This is a genomic window from Mycolicibacterium rhodesiae, from assembly GCF_002086695.1.
Taxonomy (GTDB): domain Bacteria; phylum Actinomycetota; class Actinomycetes; order Mycobacteriales; family Mycobacteriaceae; genus Mycobacterium; species Mycobacterium rhodesiae.
Genome location: NZ_MVIH01000002.1, coordinates 266316 through 284022, shown reverse-complemented (window position 1 = coordinate 284022; position 17707 = coordinate 266316). Strand labels below are relative to the sequence as shown.

Annotated in this window: 16 protein-coding genes; 9 read left to right on the top strand and 7 right to left on the bottom strand. The window is 67.7% G+C overall.

All coding sequences use genetic code 11. The features are described from left to right. Window positions 1–74: 74 nt before the first annotated feature. Entirely contained in the window at window positions 75–1514 is a 1440-nt protein-coding gene (locus BST42_RS05190) for a PE-PPE domain-containing protein (protein ID WP_165760786.1), read from the top strand. Window positions 1515–1598: 84 nt separating this feature from the next. Here the strand turns inward: BST42_RS05190 and ilvD are convergent, their stop codons facing one another. Further along, complete coding sequence (gene ilvD / locus BST42_RS05185) at window positions 1599–3296, bottom strand: dihydroxy-acid dehydratase (protein ID WP_083117507.1); 1698 nt, start codon at window positions 3294–3296, stop codon at window positions 1599–1601. 80 nt (window positions 3297–3376) lie between these two features. Here ilvD and BST42_RS28965 point away from each other — a divergent pair, with 80 nt between their 5' ends. The 5 genes from BST42_RS28965 to BST42_RS05165 all read left to right on the top strand — a co-directional run bounded on the left by BST42_RS28965 (window position 3377) and on the right by BST42_RS05165 (window position 8251). Continuing rightward, window positions 3377–3970 carry a DUF305 domain-containing protein gene (locus BST42_RS28965; RefSeq protein ID WP_110918478.1) on the top strand — a complete coding sequence of 198 codons (594 nt, stop codon included), beginning with the start codon at window positions 3377–3379 and terminating at the stop codon, window positions 3968–3970. Beyond that, window positions 3971–4261 (top strand): copper-sensing transcriptional repressor RicR, encoded by a 291-nt coding sequence (gene ricR, locus BST42_RS28960; RefSeq protein ID WP_110918477.1) that lies wholly within the window; start codon window positions 3971–3973, stop codon window positions 4259–4261. Window positions 4262–4332: 71 nt separating this feature from the next. Then, window positions 4333–5553, top strand: a complete 1221-nt coding sequence (locus tag BST42_RS05175; RefSeq protein WP_435406011.1) for an MFS transporter — start codon at window positions 4333–4335, stop codon at window positions 5551–5553. A 145-nt stretch (window positions 5554–5698) separates the two neighbouring features. After that, entirely contained in the window at window positions 5699–6736 is a 1038-nt protein-coding gene (locus BST42_RS05170) for a L,D-transpeptidase (RefSeq protein ID WP_083117505.1), read from the top strand. Window positions 6737–6802: 66 nt separating this feature from the next. After that, window positions 6803–8251, top strand: a complete 1449-nt coding sequence (locus tag BST42_RS05165) for an alpha/beta hydrolase (RefSeq protein WP_237159256.1) — start codon at window positions 6803–6805, stop codon at window positions 8249–8251. Here the strand turns inward: BST42_RS05165 and BST42_RS05160 are convergent. Continuing rightward, the gene (locus BST42_RS05160) at window positions 8217–9431 is read right to left on the bottom strand and encodes an MFS transporter (RefSeq protein ID WP_083117504.1); all 1215 of its coding nucleotides are present in this window, start codon (window positions 9429–9431) and stop codon (window positions 8217–8219) included. The two genes, BST42_RS05165 and BST42_RS05160, sit on opposite strands and share 35 nt — an antisense overlap. A gap of 105 nt (window positions 9432–9536) precedes the next feature. Between BST42_RS05160 and BST42_RS05155 the strand changes: the two genes are divergently transcribed. After that, window positions 9537–9878, top strand: coding sequence for an ArsR/SmtB family transcription factor (locus BST42_RS05155; RefSeq protein ID WP_435406010.1), 342 nt, complete (start codon window positions 9537–9539; stop codon window positions 9876–9878). A 1-nt stretch (window position 9879) separates the two neighbouring features. On the opposite strand, the gene BST42_RS05150 is transcribed toward BST42_RS05155, so the two are convergent. Together BST42_RS05150 and BST42_RS05145 are read right to left on the bottom strand one after the other, a co-directional pair. After that, window positions 9880–10395, bottom strand: a complete 516-nt coding sequence (locus BST42_RS05150) for a nitroreductase family protein (protein WP_083117503.1) — start codon at window positions 10393–10395, stop codon at window positions 9880–9882. A 4-nt stretch (window positions 10396–10399) separates the two neighbouring features. After that, a complete protein-coding gene (locus BST42_RS05145; protein ID WP_083117502.1) occupies window positions 10400–12376 on the bottom strand; it encodes a M13 family metallopeptidase in 1977 nt (658 codons plus the stop codon). Window positions 12377–12446: 70 nt separating this feature from the next. Here BST42_RS05145 and BST42_RS05140 point away from each other — a divergent pair, with 70 nt between their 5' ends. Together BST42_RS05140 and BST42_RS05135 are read left to right on the top strand one after the other, a co-directional pair. Then, entirely contained in the window at window positions 12447–13034 is a 588-nt protein-coding gene (locus BST42_RS05140; protein ID WP_083117501.1) for a hypothetical protein, read from the top strand. Then, entirely contained in the window at window positions 13031–13720 is a 690-nt protein-coding gene (locus tag BST42_RS05135; RefSeq protein ID WP_083117500.1) for a hypothetical protein, read from the top strand. The genes BST42_RS05140 and BST42_RS05135 overlap by 4 nt, the downstream gene beginning before the upstream one ends. On the opposite strand, the gene BST42_RS05130 is transcribed toward BST42_RS05135, so the two are convergent. From BST42_RS05130 to BST42_RS05120, 3 genes are read right to left on the bottom strand one after another with little or no spacing between them, the layout of a single operon-like run. After that, window positions 13707–14129: a CoA-binding protein gene (locus tag BST42_RS05130; protein WP_083117499.1), complete on the bottom strand. Its 423-nt coding sequence runs from the start codon at window positions 14127–14129 to the stop codon at window positions 13707–13709. The two genes, BST42_RS05135 and BST42_RS05130, sit on opposite strands and share 14 nt — an antisense overlap. 4 nt (window positions 14130–14133) lie before the next feature. Next, window positions 14134–14628, bottom strand: coding sequence for a transcriptional regulator (locus BST42_RS05125; protein WP_083117498.1), 495 nt, complete (start codon window positions 14626–14628; stop codon window positions 14134–14136). Beyond that, complete coding sequence (locus BST42_RS05120) at window positions 14625–17564, bottom strand: MMPL family transporter (RefSeq protein ID WP_083117497.1); 2940 nt, start codon at window positions 17562–17564, stop codon at window positions 14625–14627. The genes BST42_RS05125 and BST42_RS05120 overlap by 4 nt, the downstream gene beginning before the upstream one ends. Between the last annotated feature and the right edge of the window lie 143 nt (window positions 17565–17707).

Sequence of the window (17707 nt, the reverse complement as noted above, 5' to 3'; positions counted from 1 at the left end):
CGCTGCCGACCTGAGGGGTTATGTTCGCAGAACAGCCTCGTGGGGGCAGCGATCGGGGGTTTCAGATGGTAGCTGTGGCGTTTTCAAAGAAGATCCGGCGGGGTTTGACGGCCGGAACCAGGAAGACCGCGTTGCTTGGCGCAGCCGCCGCCACCGCTGTGGCCATGACGATGGGCACGGTCGCCGAACCGGTGGCGCCCGCCGCAAACGCCCTGACCCTCGACACCACCACGACCGGGCCGCTGCTGTGGCTGGTCAATCAGCTCGGAGTGGACAGCTACACCTTCGACAACATCCCCGTCGTCGGATCCATCACCCTGGCTTTCGACTGGCAGAAAGCCGACCCGGTCGGACTGAACAACCTCCTGAACGCGGAGCCGTTCGGTGGATTCGTTCTCGGCACCGCGACCCGGCCGAACATCCTGGCCAGCAGTCCCACCGGCCCGCTGCTGATCGCCTCGGGCACAGGCGTTCCCGCTGCGCTGCAGACCTATCAGGCGCTGCTGTCCAGCGCCAATGGCAACACCCTGCCCGGCTACGATCCGCTGGTCGCTGCCGGCAAGGTCAGTTCGATCACCGGCCAGCCGTGCTCGTCGGGTCTCACCTGCGTCCAGGGCACCAACGTCACCAACCTGCCGATTGCGTTGGTGCGCAACCCCGAGACACCGAACGGCGGCCTGTACTCGCGGTTCGCCCCGGTCTTCAATCTGTTCGGGATGAATCCGGTCAGCCCCAACGCGGGCTCCGGATCCAGCCTCGGCATCAGGTTCAACGGTGCGTTCGTCAACGTCGCTCTCGGCTATGACATGTTGTCGGACTTCCCGGAGACGCTGAACCCGTTCTCTCTGGCCAACTCCGTCATGGCGAGCGTGCTGCCCACCTACCTGCTCGGCGGCGCGGAACTGCAGGGCACCAGCATCAACACGATCGAGGGCAACCTCATCGCGCTGCTGACCCTGGGCACTCCCAGCACCACGTACAGCACACTGGTACCCACCGATCTGCCCTTGCTGGAGCCGCTGCGGCTGCCGTCACGCATCCTCAACGCGGTCTTCAAGGCGGCGAAGATCCCGATCACACTGGGCACTCCGCTGGCCGATGCGCTGCAACCGGCCCTGTCGATTCTGGTGAACATCGGCTACACCGATGTGCAGACACCCAGCGAGGGCGGCACCTACAACCGGACGTATGACCAGTCGTCGCAATACGTTCCGTTCCTGTCGAAAGCGACGCTGACCCCGCAGGAATGGGCCGCGGTTCCCGGCGACGTGGTCAAGGCGCTGGTCACCGGCTTCCGGGATGTGTTGAGCGGCAAGCCCACGACGACGCCCGCGCCGGCCCCGGGGCCCACGGCATCTGCGGCTGCCGCAGCACCGACCTTGGCGGCCGTACCCTCGCCGAGCGCCAAGTCCGGCAAGCCGTCGAAGAAGTCGAGTTCGACGTCGAGCAAGAAGGCGTCAGCGCCCAAGCCGTCGGCCAAGAAGGGTGTGGGCGGGTCCAAGCGGGCCAGCTAGTTGTGGGTGCTGACCGCCCCGAGTGTGGGCCTCATGCACGGAATTCGAGCGATTTCCGTACACAAGGCCCACAGTGGGAACCGACTACCCGCAGACGGCGCCGTTCGCGGCCGAGCCGACCAGCTTGCGGTACTTGGCCAGTACACCGGTGGTGTACTTCGGCGCGGGCGGGGTGAATCCTGCCTTGCGCGAATCGAATTCGGCGTCATCGACCAGGACGTCCAGCGTGCCCTTGGCCACGTCGAGGCGGATCCGGTCACCGTCCTGGACGAACGCGATCGGCCCGCCGTCGACCGCCTCCGGTGCGATGTGCCCGACACACAGGCCGGTGGTGCCGCCGGAGAACCGGCCGTCGGTCATCAACAGCACGTCCTTGCCGAGGCCGGCACCCTTGATCGCACCGGTGATCGCCAGCATCTCGCGCATGCCGGGGCCGCCCTTGGGGCCCTCGTAGCGGATGACGACGACGTCATTGGCGACGATCGTGCCGTCCTCCAGGGCATCCATCGCTGCGCGCTCGCCGTCGAAAACCCGTGCGGTGCCCTCGAACACGTCGGAGTCGAAGCCGGCCGACTTGACCACCGCGCCCTCCGGGGCGAGCGAGCCGTGCAGGATCGTGATGCCGCCGGTCGGGTGAATCGGATTGCTCAGCGCGCGAAGCACTTTGCCGTCCGGATCCGGTGGCGCGATGTGGGCGAGGTTCGCGGCCATGGTCTCACCGGTGACCGTCATGACGTCACCGTGCAACAGGCCGGCGTCCAACAGTGCTTTCATGACCACCGGCACACCGCCGATGCGGTCGACGTCGAACATCACGTGCTTGCCGAACGGCTTGACGTCCGCCAGGTGCGGCACCTTGGCGCCGATGCGGGTGAAGTCCGCCAGATCCAGCTTCACGTTGGCCTCGTGGGCGATCGCCATCAGGTGCAGCACCGCGTTCGTGGACCCACCGAATGCCATCACGACCGCGATCGCGTTCTCGAAGGCTTCCTTGGTCAGGATGTCGCGGGCGGTGATCCCGCGGCGAAGCAGTTCCACGACGGCTTCGCCACTGCGCCGGGCGTAACCGTCGCGGCGCCGGTCGGTGGCCGGCGGGGCCGCGCTGCCCGGCAGCGACATCCCCAGCGCCTCGGCTGCGGACGCCATCGTGTTGGCGGTGAACATGCCGCCGCAGGCGCCTTCGCCCGGACAGATCGCCCGCTCGATGGTGTCGACGTCCTCGCGGGACATCAGTCCGCGCGCGCACGCGCCGACCGCCTCGAACGCGTCGATGATCGTCACGTCCATCTCGGTGCCGTCGGACAGCTTGGCGCGGCCCGGCAGGATCGAACCCGCGTAGAGGAACACCGCGGCCAGATCCAGTCGCGCGGCGGCCATCAGCATGCCGGGCAGCGACTTGTCGCAGCCCGCCAGCAGCACCGAACCGTCGAGGCGCTCGGCCATCATGACCGTCTCGACGCTGTCGGCGATCACCTCTCGGGACACCAGCGAGAAGTGCATGCCCTCGTGGCCCATCGAGATGCCATCGGACACCGAGATGGTGCCGAACTCCATCGGATAACCGCCGGCACCGTGCACACCCTCCTTGGCGGCCTGCGCGAGCCGCTGCAGCGACAGGTTGCACGGCGTGATCTCGTTCCACGACGACGCCACCCCGATCTGCGGCTTGGCGAAGTCCTCGTCACCCATGCCTACCGCGCGGAGCATCCCGCGGGCAGCGGCCTTCTCCAGGCCGTCGGTGACGTCGCGACTGCGGGGCTTGAGATCGGGGGTTTGGCTCACCGGACAAGTATGCCGTGGTCGGGGATGCCCACCAAATTTCTTTTTATACCCCCGAGGGGTATTGAAGGTACGGTGAAAACATGACATCCACGCCCAGCCGCATCGTCGCGGTCGCCGCGGCCTTCGCCACTGCCGTCGTCGTGTCGTCCTGCAGCAAGACCGAGGACCACACCCAGCACGCCCCCGCGACCGCATCGACCAGCGAAGCGGTGGCCGCGCACAATGCCGACGACGTCATGTTCGCCCAGATGATGATCCCGCACCACCAGCAGGCGATCGATCTCGCGGCGATGGCTGCCGTACACACCACCAACCAGGCCGTCCGCACGCTGGCCGGCAAGATCTCGGACGAACAGCAACCCGAGATCGACCAGATGACGGCACTGCTGCAGCAGTGGAACGTCGACCCCGCGATGGGAGACCACAGCGGGCACGGCGCGGCGATGCAGGGCATGGTCGACGACGCGACGATGACCAAACTCAAATCGCTCAACGGGCCGCAATTCGACACACTGTGGTTGCAGGCGATGATCGGCCACCATCAGGGCGCCATCGAGATGGCCAAGGCCGAGATCGCCAACGGTCAGAGCGCCGACCTGACCGCGATGGCCAAGTCCATCGTCACCGCGCAACAGGCTGAGATCGACCAGATGAAGCAGATGCTTGGAGGCTAAATGACTGGCGCACATGGCTATTCGTCGCAGAAAGACAACTACGCCAAGCGGCTGCGTCGCATCGAGGGTCAGGTCCGCGGCATCGCGAAGATGATCGAGGAGGACAAGTACTGCATCGACGTGCTGACCCAGATCAGCGCTGTCAACAGTGCGCTGCAGTCCGTTGCGCTCGGCCTGCTCGACGAACACCTCGGGCACTGCGTCAGCCATGCCGTCGCCGAGGGCGGCGACGAGGCCGACAAGAAGCTGGCCGAGGCCTCGGCTGCGATCGCGCGCCTGGTCCGCTCCTGACGCAGCACCGCCCGGCGACATAGGCCGGTCAGATAAGCCGGAGTCGGCGCGTGAGCCGATACCGTGAACCCGTGCCCACAGTGCAGCGCACGTGGACACCGCGAGTCGCCACAGCGCTGGCCGTGCTGGCCGCCGCGGCGTTCATCTACGTCACCGCCGAGATCATGCCGGTGGGAGCGCTGTCCGCCATCGCGCGCGACCTACACGTCAGCGAAGCGATGGTCGGCACCCTGCTGGCCAGCTACGCCCTGGTGGCCGCACTGGCCACGATGCCGCTGGTCCGGTGGACGTCGACCTGGCCGCGACGGCGCACGCTGTTGTGGACGCTGGCCTGCCTGTCGATTTCGCAACTGATCTCGGCGCTGGCGCCGACCTTCACGGTGCTGGCCGTCGGCCGGGTGCTGTGCGCGCTCACCCACGGATTGATGTGGTCGGTGATCGCGCCGATCGGGGCGCGGTTGGTGCCGCCGAGCCACGCCGGCCGCGCCACCATGGCGGTCTACGTCGGCACCGGCCTGGCGCTGGTGGTCGGCAGCCCACTGACCGCCGCGATGAGCGAGCTGTGGGGCTGGCGGCCCGCGGTCGGCGTCATCGCCGCGGCGTCGGTGCTGGTGCTGGTGGCGGCACGGCTGGCGCTTCCGGCGATGGCGTTGACCGGCGCGGCCGGCGGCGCGCGGCCCCGCAGAATCCTCCATCACCGCAACCGCCCGCTGCTGATACTGAGCGTGCTGACGCTGGTGGGTGTCACCGCCCACTTCATCTCCTACACGTTCATCGTGGTGATCATCCGGGACGTGGTCGGTGTGCGCGGGGCCCACCAGGCCTGGCTGCTCGCGGCCTACGGGGTGGCCGGCCTGACCGGCATGGCGTTGCTGGCCCGGCCGGGGGACCGGCGGCCGAAGGCGGCGGTGATGGGTTGTCTGGCCGCGTCGTCGCTGGCGTTCGCGGGACTGGCGGCGCTTGGTCACCTCGGGTGGCGCACCGTCGCCGTCGCAGCGGCCGGGGCGCTGGCGATCGTGTTGTGGGGTGCCACCGCGAACGCGATGCCGCCCATGTTGCAGGCCGCGGCGATGCGGCACTCGCCGCAGGATCCCGACGGCGCCTCCGGGCTCTACGTGGCGTGCTTCCAGGTCGGCATCATGGCCGGCTCGCTGACCGGCGGGCTGCTCTACCAACGGGCCGGAGTCGCGATGATGCTCACCGCGTCATGCGTGCTGATGCTGGGCGCGTTGGCCTGCGTGATGGTCAGCCGGGGCCTGTTCGCGGACCACCCGGCTACCAGCGAAAAGTAACGCTTCTCACCCCGTTCCCGACGATCTGCACAGTTCAGGGCAGTGACGGAGTTCGCGGCCGGGTTCGCTGGCCGATGAACTCCAGAAGTGCACCCAGCGTGTTATGTCAGACTGGGACAGAGTCGGTATCGAGGGAGTTTGGGTTATGACGCTGCGGGTGAAGGGGGCGATCGCCACCACGCTGTGCGTGGTCGGAGTGGCCGCCGGAATCAGTCTCGGCAGCGGTTCGGCGTTCGCCGATCCAGACCAGGCGCCCGCCGATCCCGGGATCGCCGACGTGCCACCCGCGCAGGTGCCCGCACCCGATCCGTTCGCGCCCCCACCGGTCGACCCGGCGGCATTCCCGCCGCCCGCTCCGGCCGGAGACCCGGCCGTCCCGCCGCCCGACCCGGTGGCCGCCCAGCAGGCCGCCGCGGCAGCCGCCGGTCCGGTCAAGGGCCAGAACCCGACGCCGTACACCGGTGACCCGGTGTTCGCGCCGCCGTCATTCAATCCGGTGAACGGCGCGATGGTCGGCGTCGCGAAGCCGATCATCATCAACTTCGCGCGTCCGATCGCCAACCGGCCGATGGCCGAGCAGGCGATCCACATCTCGTCGGTGCCGCCCGTTCCCGGGGCGTTCTACTGGACCACCGACACCCAGGTGCGCTGGCGGCCCTACAACTTCTGGCCAGCCGGCACCGTCGTGAACATCGACGCCAGCGGCGCCAAGTCCAGCTTCCGGGTGGGTGATTCGTTGGTGGCCACCGTCGACGACAAGACCCATCAGATGACCGTGACCAAGAACGGCACGGTGCTGAAGACCTTCCCGGTGTCGATGGGCAAGCCGGACGGCAAGCACGAGACCAAGAACGGCACCTACTACGTGCTGGAGAAGTTCCCGGACATCATCATGGATTCGGCCACCTACGGCGTGCCGAACACCTCCCCGGAGGGCTACAAGCTCAAGGTCCAGTGGGCGGTGCGGATCGACAACAGCGGCGCCTTCGTTCACAGTGCGCCGTGGTCGGTCGCCGATCAGGGCAAGCGCAATGTCAGCCACGGCTGCATCAACCTTTCGCCGGACAACGCCAAGTGGTTCTACGACAACTTCGGCAGCGGCGACCCGATCGTGATCAAGAACTCGGTCGGCACGTACAACAACCCCGACGGCGCCGACGACTGGCAGTGGCAGCTCGCGTAGCCAGTCGTCCACTGGCCTAACCGGTCTCAAAGCTCAGGCACAGAAACGAACTCCACAATGGGGTTCGTGCCGCCTACCCCGACACCGCCGCCGACGCCGACGGCACCGCTGCCTCAGCTGCCCGCGCCGGACTTCCACCAGTACGCGCACGGGGTTTCGCTGCTGGGCGGCTGGCTGCCGCTGACCATCGAGATCGTCGCCGCGATTGCGCTGATCGTCGCGATCGGTTGGCGGCGGAGCAGGCGCTGGTGGCTGCTGTGGCTGCCGGTCTGTGTGGTCGTCGGCCTGCTCGGCGCGCTCGCCGCGCGCATGTACGTCAACTCCGAGGGGCTGGCCTCAGACCCGGCGCCGTTCTACTTGTGGGTCTGGGTAGGGGTTTTCGCGGCCGGGATCGCGGTGGCGATCCTGGGCTGGCGAGGAAATTCCTGGTGGCGACGAGGTGTCGCCGTCCTGGCGATTCCGTTGACCTTGGTTGCGGCGCTGCTCGCGCTGAACAAATGGGTCGGCTATTACCCGAGCGTCCAGACTGCCTGGGGCGCGTTGACCGCCGGACCGCTGCCCAACCAGATCGACGCCGCCGACCTGCCCGGCCTTCGCAACACCGTGCAGACGGCAGGCAAGCTCGTCGAGGTCGACATACCGTCAGACGCAAGCGGATTCAAACACCGCAGTGAATACATCTACCTGCCGCCGGCCTGGTTCGCGGGTGCGACTCCACCCCGGTTGCCGGTCATCATGATGGTCGCCGGCGAGTTCAACACCCCGGCTGACTGGATCCGCACCGGCAACGCGATGCCGATCATCGACGGGTACGCGAAAGATCATGGCGGACAAGCGCCGATCTTCGCGTTCGTCGATTCCGGGGGCAGCTTCAACAACGACACCGAATGTGTCAACGGTCCCCGCGGCAACGCGGCCGATCACCTGACCAAGGACGTCCGGCCTTATGTGGCAGAGCATTTCGGTGCGTCGGATCAGGCGGCCAACTGGGCGGTGGTCGGCTGGTCGATGGGCGGCACCTGCGCGATCGATTTGACCGTCATGCATCCGGATCTGTTCAGCACCTTCGAGGACATCGCCGGTGACCACGGCCCGACCTCGGGGACCAAGGAACAGACGATCAGCCGGCTGTATGGCGGAGACGCCGCCAAGTGGGACGAGTTCGACCCGCGCACCGTGATGATGCGGCACGGCCCGTATCAGGGCGTCGCGGGCTGGTTCGAGGACACCGTGACACCGACCAACACCGCATCACCGTACGGCGGGGGCAGTGGGCACCGGCCACAATCCGACGCCCCCACCGGCTTCGGCGGCCATGACGAGTTCAAGGACTCCGACGAGGCCGGGGCTGCCGACGATCTGTGCGCGACGGCGAAGACGGTCGGCATCTCGTGCTCGGTACACCGGATCATCAGCTTCCACACCTGGCAGTTCGCCGAGCGGGCCTTCTCCGATGCGCTGCCGTGGCTGGCCGCTCAGATCAAGACGCCGGGCGCGACGGACTCGCCGGCCTGACACCCACTGCCGCAGCACCTAGGCAGGCCAGCGCCACGATCGTCGCGAACCACGGGAACACCTGCGCCAGAGGCCATTTGGTGGCAGCCCAGCCCGCCGCGATCGTCGGCAGTGCCATCGCGGTATAGGCCAGCAGGTAGAACGCCGACATCGTCTCGCCGCGGCGGTCCGAGGGCACCACGTCGGACAGGTGACGCAGCGAGCCGCCGAAACCGAGGCCGAACGTCGCGCCCAGCAATGCGGCGGCGGCGAACACCAACGGCCAACGGTGGGTGAGCAGCACCGGGATCGTCAGCAGCAGAGCGGCCGCCATGCCGATGTCGCCGATCACCGCCGAGCGCCTGGCCGGAATCCTGGTGGCGACCAACTGCGCCATGGCCGCGCAGAACGCGGTCACGCCGACCACGCCGCCGCCGAACACCAAGTTGTGCACGTGGGTCTGTTGCGCGGCCAGCGACGGGTACAGCGACAGCAGTACTCCGAGCACCGACCACGATGCCATCGCGCCGAGCGCGGCGAACCAAAAGTCCTCGCGGATCGATTGCGGCACAGACGGTTTGCTGATCCGGATTCGGCCGCCGGTGCGGCCCTCATGGGTCTCCCGCAGGGCAACCACGCCGATGCCGACGATCGCGCACACCACCGCGACGACCGCATACGGGGTGCGCAGCGGGTGCGCGACGTACTGCGCCAGCAGCGACGAACCGACGATGGCCACCGTCATGCCGATGTTGAAGCTCACGCCACTGAGCTGACCGCTGCGCACCCCGTGGTGCGGCCGCAGGTCCAGCAGCGCGGCGGCGGCGGCGACGACGATCGAGCCGACAGCGGCACCGTGAATTGTGCGGGCCAGCAGCAGCATTTCGATGCTGTCGGCGATCAGGAAGATACCCAGACCGGCGATCAGTGCGATCAGCGCACCGAGGAGCACCGGCTTGCGGCCGACGACGTCGGAGATGCGGCCGGAGACCAGCACCGCGGCCAGCGCGGCGAAGGCGTACACCGCGAACACGACGGTGGTGGCGAGCGGCGAGAGATGCCAGTTCGATTCGTAGATGCCGTACAGCGGCGCGGGCAAGCCCGAGACGCCGAGCGCGACGCCGCTGAGCACCAGAAGCAGGGGGTACGCCCAGCGCTGGGCGGCGACGTCGGCGGGTGACGTCTCCTGCACACAGGCCATGACAACTCCGGAGTAGTTTGATGGTCATCGAACTTGTTCGAGCGTACGCTAGGTTTGATGACGATCAAACTTCGCAGGCCGTGACGGCGGACACAGGAGACAACCGTGGTTGAGGTGGAGGCATTCCACACCGACAGCTATCCGGTGCATCCGGTCGGGCCGCTGCACCAGGTGCTCGCGGCGCTACAGGATCCCGCCCGGCTGGAGATGATCCGGCGACTGCGCAACGCGGGCACACCGCTGCAGTGCAGCGCGCTCTACGACGGCATCAACAAGTCCACCGCCACCCACCACTTCAAGATCCTGCGCGAAGCCGGATTGCTCGAGCGACTGGTCCTCGGCGGCCTCACCCACCAGCGGCTGCGCGCCGACGAAGTCGACGCGGCACTACCAGGGCTGCTGGCCTCGGTGGTCGACGGTGCCAACCGCGAAGCGGGCGCGCGCTGACCTACCAGCTGCCGCGGTGGACGACCTCGTCGAACGGGCGACGGTTGGGCTTGCGAATCGGTGTGAGCGGACGGTCTTCGGGATACCCCAGCCCCAGCAGATAGGCGACCAGATAACCGGGCGGGACACCGAGGATCGATCGGGCCTTGTCCTGTTCGCCGATCGCCGAATGTCCGGTGCCGATACCCAGGTCGGTCGCGGCGATCGCCATCGCCATGGTGGCTTGGCCCAGGTCGTACTGGTCGAGGAGCTTCGTCCGCTCGTCAGGTGGCTCGGGAATCACCAGTGCGATCGCGGCGCGGGCCTTCGCGATGTGGCCGGCGCCGACCCAGACCGTCGAGAGTTCTTGCAGCGTGGCCGGATCCGTGACGATCACGAAATCCCAGTGCTGGTTGTTGCGCGCCGAGGGTGAACGCCATCCGGCCTCCAGAATCCGGTCGATGTCGTCGCCCGGTATCGCGTTCGAGGTGTAGCTGCGCACATTGCGCCGAGCGCGTATGGCATCCCAGGCTTCCATGGCGTCAGCTCCAGATGCGGACGCGCCGGTCGGGTTCCAGGTACAGCGCGTCGTCCTCACTGACGTCGAACGCCTCATAGAACGCGTCCATGTTCCGGATCACGCCGTTGCAGCGGAACTCCGGCGGCGAGTGTGGATCGGTCGCCAGGCGCCGAATCGCCTCGGCCTCACGAGATTTCGTACGCCACACCTGAGCCCAGCCGAAGAACACCCGCTGGCGGCCGGTCAGCCCGTCGATCACCGGAGCTTCCTTGCCGCCCAGCGACAGCTCGTAGGCCAGCAGCGCGATCGAGAGCCCACCCAGGTCGCCGATGTTCTCCCCGACGGTGAACGCACCGTTGACGTGGTGGCTCGGCGCGAGCCCGCGCGGCACGAACTCCTCGTACTGCTCGATGAGTTGTCTTGTGCGCGTGCCGAACTCGGCGCGGTCCTCGTCAGTCCACCAATCGACGAGGTTGCCGTCACCGTCGTATTTGGCGCCCTGATCGTCGAATCCGTGTCCGATCTCATGACCGATCACGGCACCGATCCCGCCGTAGTTCGCCGCGTCGTCGGCTTCGGCATCGAAGAACGGCGGCTGCAGGATCGCCGCGGGGAACACGATCTCGTTCATGCCCGGGTTGTAGTAGGCGTTTACGGTCTGCGGGGTCATGAACCACTCGTCGCGGTCGACCGGTCCGCCGAGCTTGGTCAGCTCCCGGTCATGGGCTACCTCGGCGCCGCGAATCACATTGCCGTACAGGTCGTCTCGATCGATCACCAGCGTCGAGTAGTCGCGCCACTTCTTCGGGTAGCCGATCTTCGCGGTGAACTTGTCCAGCTTGGCGAGCGCGCGCTGCCGTGTCTCCGGCGTCATCCACTCCAGGTCGTTGATGCTGACCCGGTAGGCCTCGCGCAGGTTGTCGACGAGTACGTCCATGCGGGCCTTGGCATCCGGCGGGAAGTGCCGCTCCACATAGAGCCGTCCGACCGCGTCACCCATCAGGCTTTCCACCAGCGACACCGCCCGCTTCCAGCGTTCGCGGATCTGCTCGGTGCCCGAAAGCGTACGACCGTAGAAGTCGAAGTTCGCTTCCACCACCGCCTCGGTCAGGTAGGCGGCCCTGGCGTTGATCAGCCGCCAGCGCGCCCAGTCCTGCCAGTCGGCGAAGTCGTGACCCGACCACAGCTCGGCGAACGCCGTGAGGTAATCAGGTTGACGCACAACCAGTTCGGCCACCACGTCCGGGGTGGTGCCCTGCGCGCCGATCCAGCCTGCCCAGTCGAAGCCGGGCGCTTCGGCGGTCAGATCGGTGAAGTTGCGCAGGTTATAGGTCAGATCCGCGTCACGGCGCTTGACGACATCCCAGTGCGCGGCAGCCAGTTTGGTCTCCAGTGCCACGATCCGCGCGGCGCGCTCGATGTGGTCGTCGGCCGTGCCGCCAAGGACGAGGGCGAACATCGTGGCGATGTGTGCCGGGTAGGCACCCAGGATCGAGGCGTGCTGCTCGTCGCGGTAGTACGACTCGTCCGGCAGGCCCAGACCCGACTGCGTGACGTGCAGCAGGTAACGCGTCGAGTTCTTGGAATCGGTGTCGATGTAAAGGCCGACGCCGCCGCCCACCCCGGTGCGCTGCAACGAGCCGATCACCGCGGCCAGCGCCGCCGGATCCGCCGCCGCATCGATATGCGCCAGTTCGTCGAGCAGCGGCTGCACGCCGCGGCGCTCAACGGCCTCGGCATCCAGGAAGCTCGCATACAGGTCGCCGATCCGTTGCGCATCCGTGCCGGGCTCACCGCCCGCGGACATGATGAGCTCTCGCACCTGTTCCTCGGCCCGGTCGTACAACGTCCGGAACGCGCCGTCGGTGGCCCGGTCACCGGGGATGGTGTACTCGGTCAGCCACCGTCCGTTGACGTGGCCGAACAGATCGTCTTGGGGGCGAACCTGGGCTTCGACGTGGGACAAGTCGATACCCGAGCGCAGCGTTTCTACCGTCACCCAACCATCCTTACCAGAGGTCCGACCTCGGCGTCCGGCCCGCAGGTGGCCGCCCGGTAGCCTCGCCTTCATGCCCGAGGCCGAACCGACCGATGACGGCGCCGACGAGCGGACCTTCACCGGCTACGGCGTTGCCTCCGCCGTTCTCGGTGTGGTGGCCGTCGCGGCCGTCGTACTCGGCGCGCTGATCTGGTCCGGGCACCACGACGCCGCCGACGAGCGGGCGTATCAGTCCAAGGTGATGTCGGCCGCCGCGAACTGGACAACTGTTCTGATCAACATGAACGTCGACAACGTCGACGCCAGTCTGGCCAAACTTCACGACGGCACCGCCGGCCAGCTCAACTCCGATTTCGAAGCCGCCATCAAGCCCTACCGCGAGGTGGTCCGCACCCTGCAGGCCCGCACCACCGGACAGATCGAGTCGGTGTCCTTCGAGGCGGTCCACCACGATTTGAACGTGCAGCCGGGTAAGGCCCCGCAGGCTCCCGCGCTGCCGCCGGAACTGGCCGAACGCACCGACTCCGTGCTGGTGGTCGCCACCTCGGTCAGCGAGAACTCCGGCAACAAGCCCACGACCGTGCGCTGGAACCTGCGGCTCGGCGTCTCCGACGTGGACGGCAAGCTGATGATCTCTCGGCTGGAGTCGCTGCGATGAGGAACCTGGCCCGCGTCCTGGCCTTCGACATCGTGGCTCCGCTGGCCGCCATCGCGGCCCTGCTGGCCATCGGTGTGGTACTCGGCTGGCCGCTGTGGTGGGTGGCGGTCTGCTCGATGCTGTGCCTGCTCATCGTCGAGGGCGTGACCGTCAATATTGTGCTGTTCCGCCGGGATTCGGTCACCGTCGGCACCGACGACGACGGTCCCGGCCTACGCCTGGCCGTCGTCGCGCTGGCCACCACGGCGCTGGTCGCCACCGTCGTCGTCGGCTACACCCAATGGACGCGGCCGGACCGGGATTTCACCCGCGACTCCGCCGAAGTGGTGCGCATCGCGACCGCCGCGTCCGAAGCCACTGCGACGTTCACCCCGGCCGACCCGATGTCGTCGATCGACCGGGCCGCGACGTTCATGGCACCCGACCGGGCCGATGCGTTCAAGAACGAATTTGGCAAGGCCACTTCGGATCTGGCCAAGAAGAACATCTCCGCCACGGCGCAGACCATGTCCGCCGGCCTGGAGGCGCTCGGTCCCACGGCGGCCAGCGTGGCGGTGGTGATGCGGGGCACCCAAAGCCAGCCGGGTCAGCAGCCCAGCACCGCGGTGCTGGCGTTGCGGGTCAGCCTGGCCAAGCAGGACGACCGCTGGCAGGTTCTCGACATCTCGCCGATCAACGCCCGATGAGCCGGGCGTAGTCCACCTTCAAACACCGGTCCATCACGACGCGCAGCCCGGCGGCGTGCGCCTGCTCAGCCACCTCGTCATGCCACAAACCCTGTTGCAGCCACAGGTATTTCGGATGCGGGCTCAGCGCGAGGGTGTCCGCCAGCACCGCAGGAAGATCGTCGTAGCGGCGGAACACGTCGACCATGTCCGGCACCACGGGTAGATCGGCCAGCGACGGATAGACCGGGGTGCCGTCGATGTCACTGATGTTCGGGTTCACCGGATATAGCTCGAAATCGCTGAACCGCGCCAGGTATTGGTACACGTCATAGCTCGGCCTGGCCGGGTTGTCAGAGGCGCCCACCACCGCAACCGTGCGGGTGTCACGCAGAATCGCTTCCAGCTCAGCCGAATTCGGCGAGGACACCGGCCTACTCCCCGCCGGACGCGCGCTGGGCACGCATCTTGGCGAAGCGGTCCGACAACCTGCGCATCCGGATCATCAGCGACGCGGGCGGACTGACCGTGCCGTCGAGGTAGGAGATCAGATCCGATTGGGCAACCCCGATGCGGGAGGCGAATTCCTGCTCGGCCAAGCCGGACCGGTCGAGCAGCAGCCGGACGTGCCGGGCAGCCTCGGCGCGCTCGTTGGCCTCCAGGTGGCTACGGGCGCGCAGCAGCACCTCGGCCAGTGCCTTGGAGATGCCGTACGGCTGGGAGTGTTCGAGCACTTCCTCGACCTGGCGGGCGGTCCGGCCGTAGGGATCGCGCTTGATGGCCATCACGATCCGCTGCCAGACGGTGATGTCGCCGGTCTCGAGCGCCTCGCGGATCGAGGCCGTTGGCCAGAACTCGACGGGACGGGGATCGATGTACGACTGCGCGGCCGCTGCGGGTACGGCATCGCGTTCCGCTGCCACCGTCACCTCGCCTCCTCCAGGATCGCCACCGCCACCGCAAGGCAACGCTGCCTGATCCGCTCCCATTCGGCGGCTCCCTCCGGCCCTGCCCACCGCTCGTCGTCGCCGACGTCGGACGGGTCGGGGTCGGCCAGCCGGCGGACCAGCTGAGTTGCCACCCATTGTCGCTTAGGTTGTCCAGAACAGTAATACCGGTCCATCCCTGCGAGTACCACCGCGGCGGTCTCGGTATCCATCCCACCCACCAGGTCGGCGAACTCGGCGAAATCCGACCGGCTGTTACGGCACATGATCAGGAACGCCTGCATGCGCAGCGTCTCCGCACACGTCGGGATCTGCAGCCGGTCACCGGTCGACAGCTGCACGTGGGTGGTCTCCACCGGGCTGAGCCGCTCCACGCCGCCGCGCCGGTCGTCGGCGGCCCCGGTCTCCAACGCGTCGAGGGCGATCGCGAGCCGGCCCCGCCACATCGTGACCGGGTGGATCGGCCGCGGCGCCGACGTCCTGGCGCTGCGGTAGCCGCGGATCAGCTTGACGGTCGACGTACCGCCCGGGCCGATGCGGATGGGCCTCGCGCGGGCGTCGTCGCTGCCCTTGACCTTGCCTGCCAGCTCGGTGCATCCGGTGAACGCCAGCGGATCTGCCACGCTGACGGCGTCCGGGGCCAGGGTCTTCAGCTTGGCTGCGCCCTTGACCACCATCTTCAGATCGGCGGCGGGCGGCGCCAGTGACGAGATGTCGTCGGGGATGACGACGAGGTCCCCGAGATCGACCTTGGGCAGCGGCTTCTCGAAGTCGACCGACGGCAGGATCCGGGCCAGCCACGCCGGCAGCCACCAGTTCCACTGGTCGAACATCGCCATCAACGCGGGCACCAGGATCAGCCGGACGATCGTGGCGTCGACGGCGATGGCCACCGCACACGCCACCCCGAGTTCGGCGACCAACGGCATGCCGGCGAACGCGAACCCGATGAACACCGCGATCATGATCAGCGCGGCGCTGGTGATGGTGCGGGCACTGGTGGACACGCCGTAGGCGACGGCGTCGCGGGTGTCACCGACCTGCACGTAGCGCTCCCGGATCCGGGTGAGCAGGAAGATCTCGTAGTCCATCGACAGGCCGAACGTCATCGCCAGCACCAGTGGCGGGATCGTCGAGTCGATGGAGGTGATCCGATGAAAGCCCAGCCCTTCCAGCCAGCCCCACTGGAAGACCATCACCAGGCTGCCGTAGGCCGCGGCGACGGACAGCACCGTCATCAGCACGCCCTTGAAGGCCAGGAACACCGACCGCACCGAGATCAGCAGCATCACGAACGCGATCGCCGCGACGAACACGAACACCAGCGGTTGGGTGTGCCCAACCCGGTCGTCGAAGTCCTTGATCAGTGCGGTCGGGCCTCCGACGTCGATCTGCGCGCCCTTCGCCGCGGGCAGTGCGGTGAGGTGGCTGCGCATCCAGTCGATCGAGTTGCGGGCGGCGAGGTCCTCGGGGTCCACCGACAGGATCGCCGAGATCAGTGCGCTGCTGTTGTTGTCGGCGAACACCGGCGTAGACACCGAGACGACGTCGGGCGCCTTCGAGATCTCGGTGTTGATCGCGTCCAGCGCGGCGGCGTTCTTCGGGTCGGAGGCCGCGCCACCCGGGAAGGTGACCAGCACCCGCACCGGGCCCAGCGCGCCCGGCCCGAGCGCCTGGGCGGCCGCGGCCACCCCGCCGCGGACCTCATGGGTGGCCGGGAACTGGCGCTGCATGCTGTTGCCGAGCACCATCGAGAACGCGGGTGCGGCCATCAGCAGGAGCACCGCCGTCGCCCCCAGCGCCGACAGCCACGGCCGGCGCATCACCTCGCCGACCCAGCGGGTCCAGAACCGCGATTGGGTCGCCTCGGCGCGGCGTGACCACTGCAGCATCCGCGAACGTCGGGCCACCGGCCTGCCGAACGTGGCCAGCACCGCCGGCGTCAATGTCGTCGAGGTCAGCACCGCGACCGCAACGGCCAGGATCGCGCCGGTGGCCATCGACCGCAGCACCGGCGTGTTGATCAGGTAGATGCCGGTCAGCGAGGCGATCACGGTCAGACCGGACAGCAACACCGCCAGACCCGAGGTGCCCATCGCGGCGTCGGCGGCCTGCTGCGGGTCACGGCCGGCCCGCAGTTCCTCGCGGTAGCGCATCAGGATGAACAGTGAATAGTCGACGGCCAGCGCGATGCCGAACATCGACACCGTCGACGTCACGAACACCGACATGCTCATCACAGTCGACAGCAGATAGACCACGCCCATGGTCACCACTACGGTGCACACGGCCAGCAGGAGCGGGACCGCCGCGGCAGCCAGCGAGCCGAACACCGCGAGCAGAACAATCAGAACGATCGGCAGGTTCCATCGCTCGGCCTCGGCGATGTCGTGCTTGGTGCTGGTCTGGGCGGCGGCGCCGAGCGCCCCCTGGCCGATCACGTACAGCTTGACCCGGCCGTTCTGGATCTGGCCCGGCTGGTCGCCGGTCACCCCGATCTTCTGGCGCAGCTGCCGCGCGACGTCGACCGCACCGGTGTTGTTGAAGTCCAGCCGCAGGGACACCACGTAGGGCCGGTCCGGGGCGGGTGCGGGCTGACCCTGGTTCGGCACCACCACGACGCTGGGGACCTGTTTGGCCGCCTCTTCCAACTGCGCGACGGCACTGTTCATGTCGGCGTAGCTGGCGTCGGCGCGAGGCGCGGCCACCAAGGCGAGAGGGGAAGCGCCCTGGTCGGGGAAATGGTCCTCGAGTTGATACTGCACATGCAGCGACTGGGACCCGGCCACGTCGAAGCCACCACCGGTCAGGTGATTGGACTCGGTGAGGGCCAGATACACCGACGGCACCAATGCCAGCAACCAGCACGTGAACACCAGCCAGCGGAATCTGCGCAGGTTGCTGCTGAGGCGCATCATGAACTGCTGGATGGCTGTCTCCCCGCATTCTCCCCGGATTGCGTGGTTGCGAGCGTACCGCAGATGCCTGTGCGCTGACCTGTCGTGATCGGCGGTCTTAGCTGGATTGAGACCTTCTGATCAGGCGCTCGTTACCCGCGCAC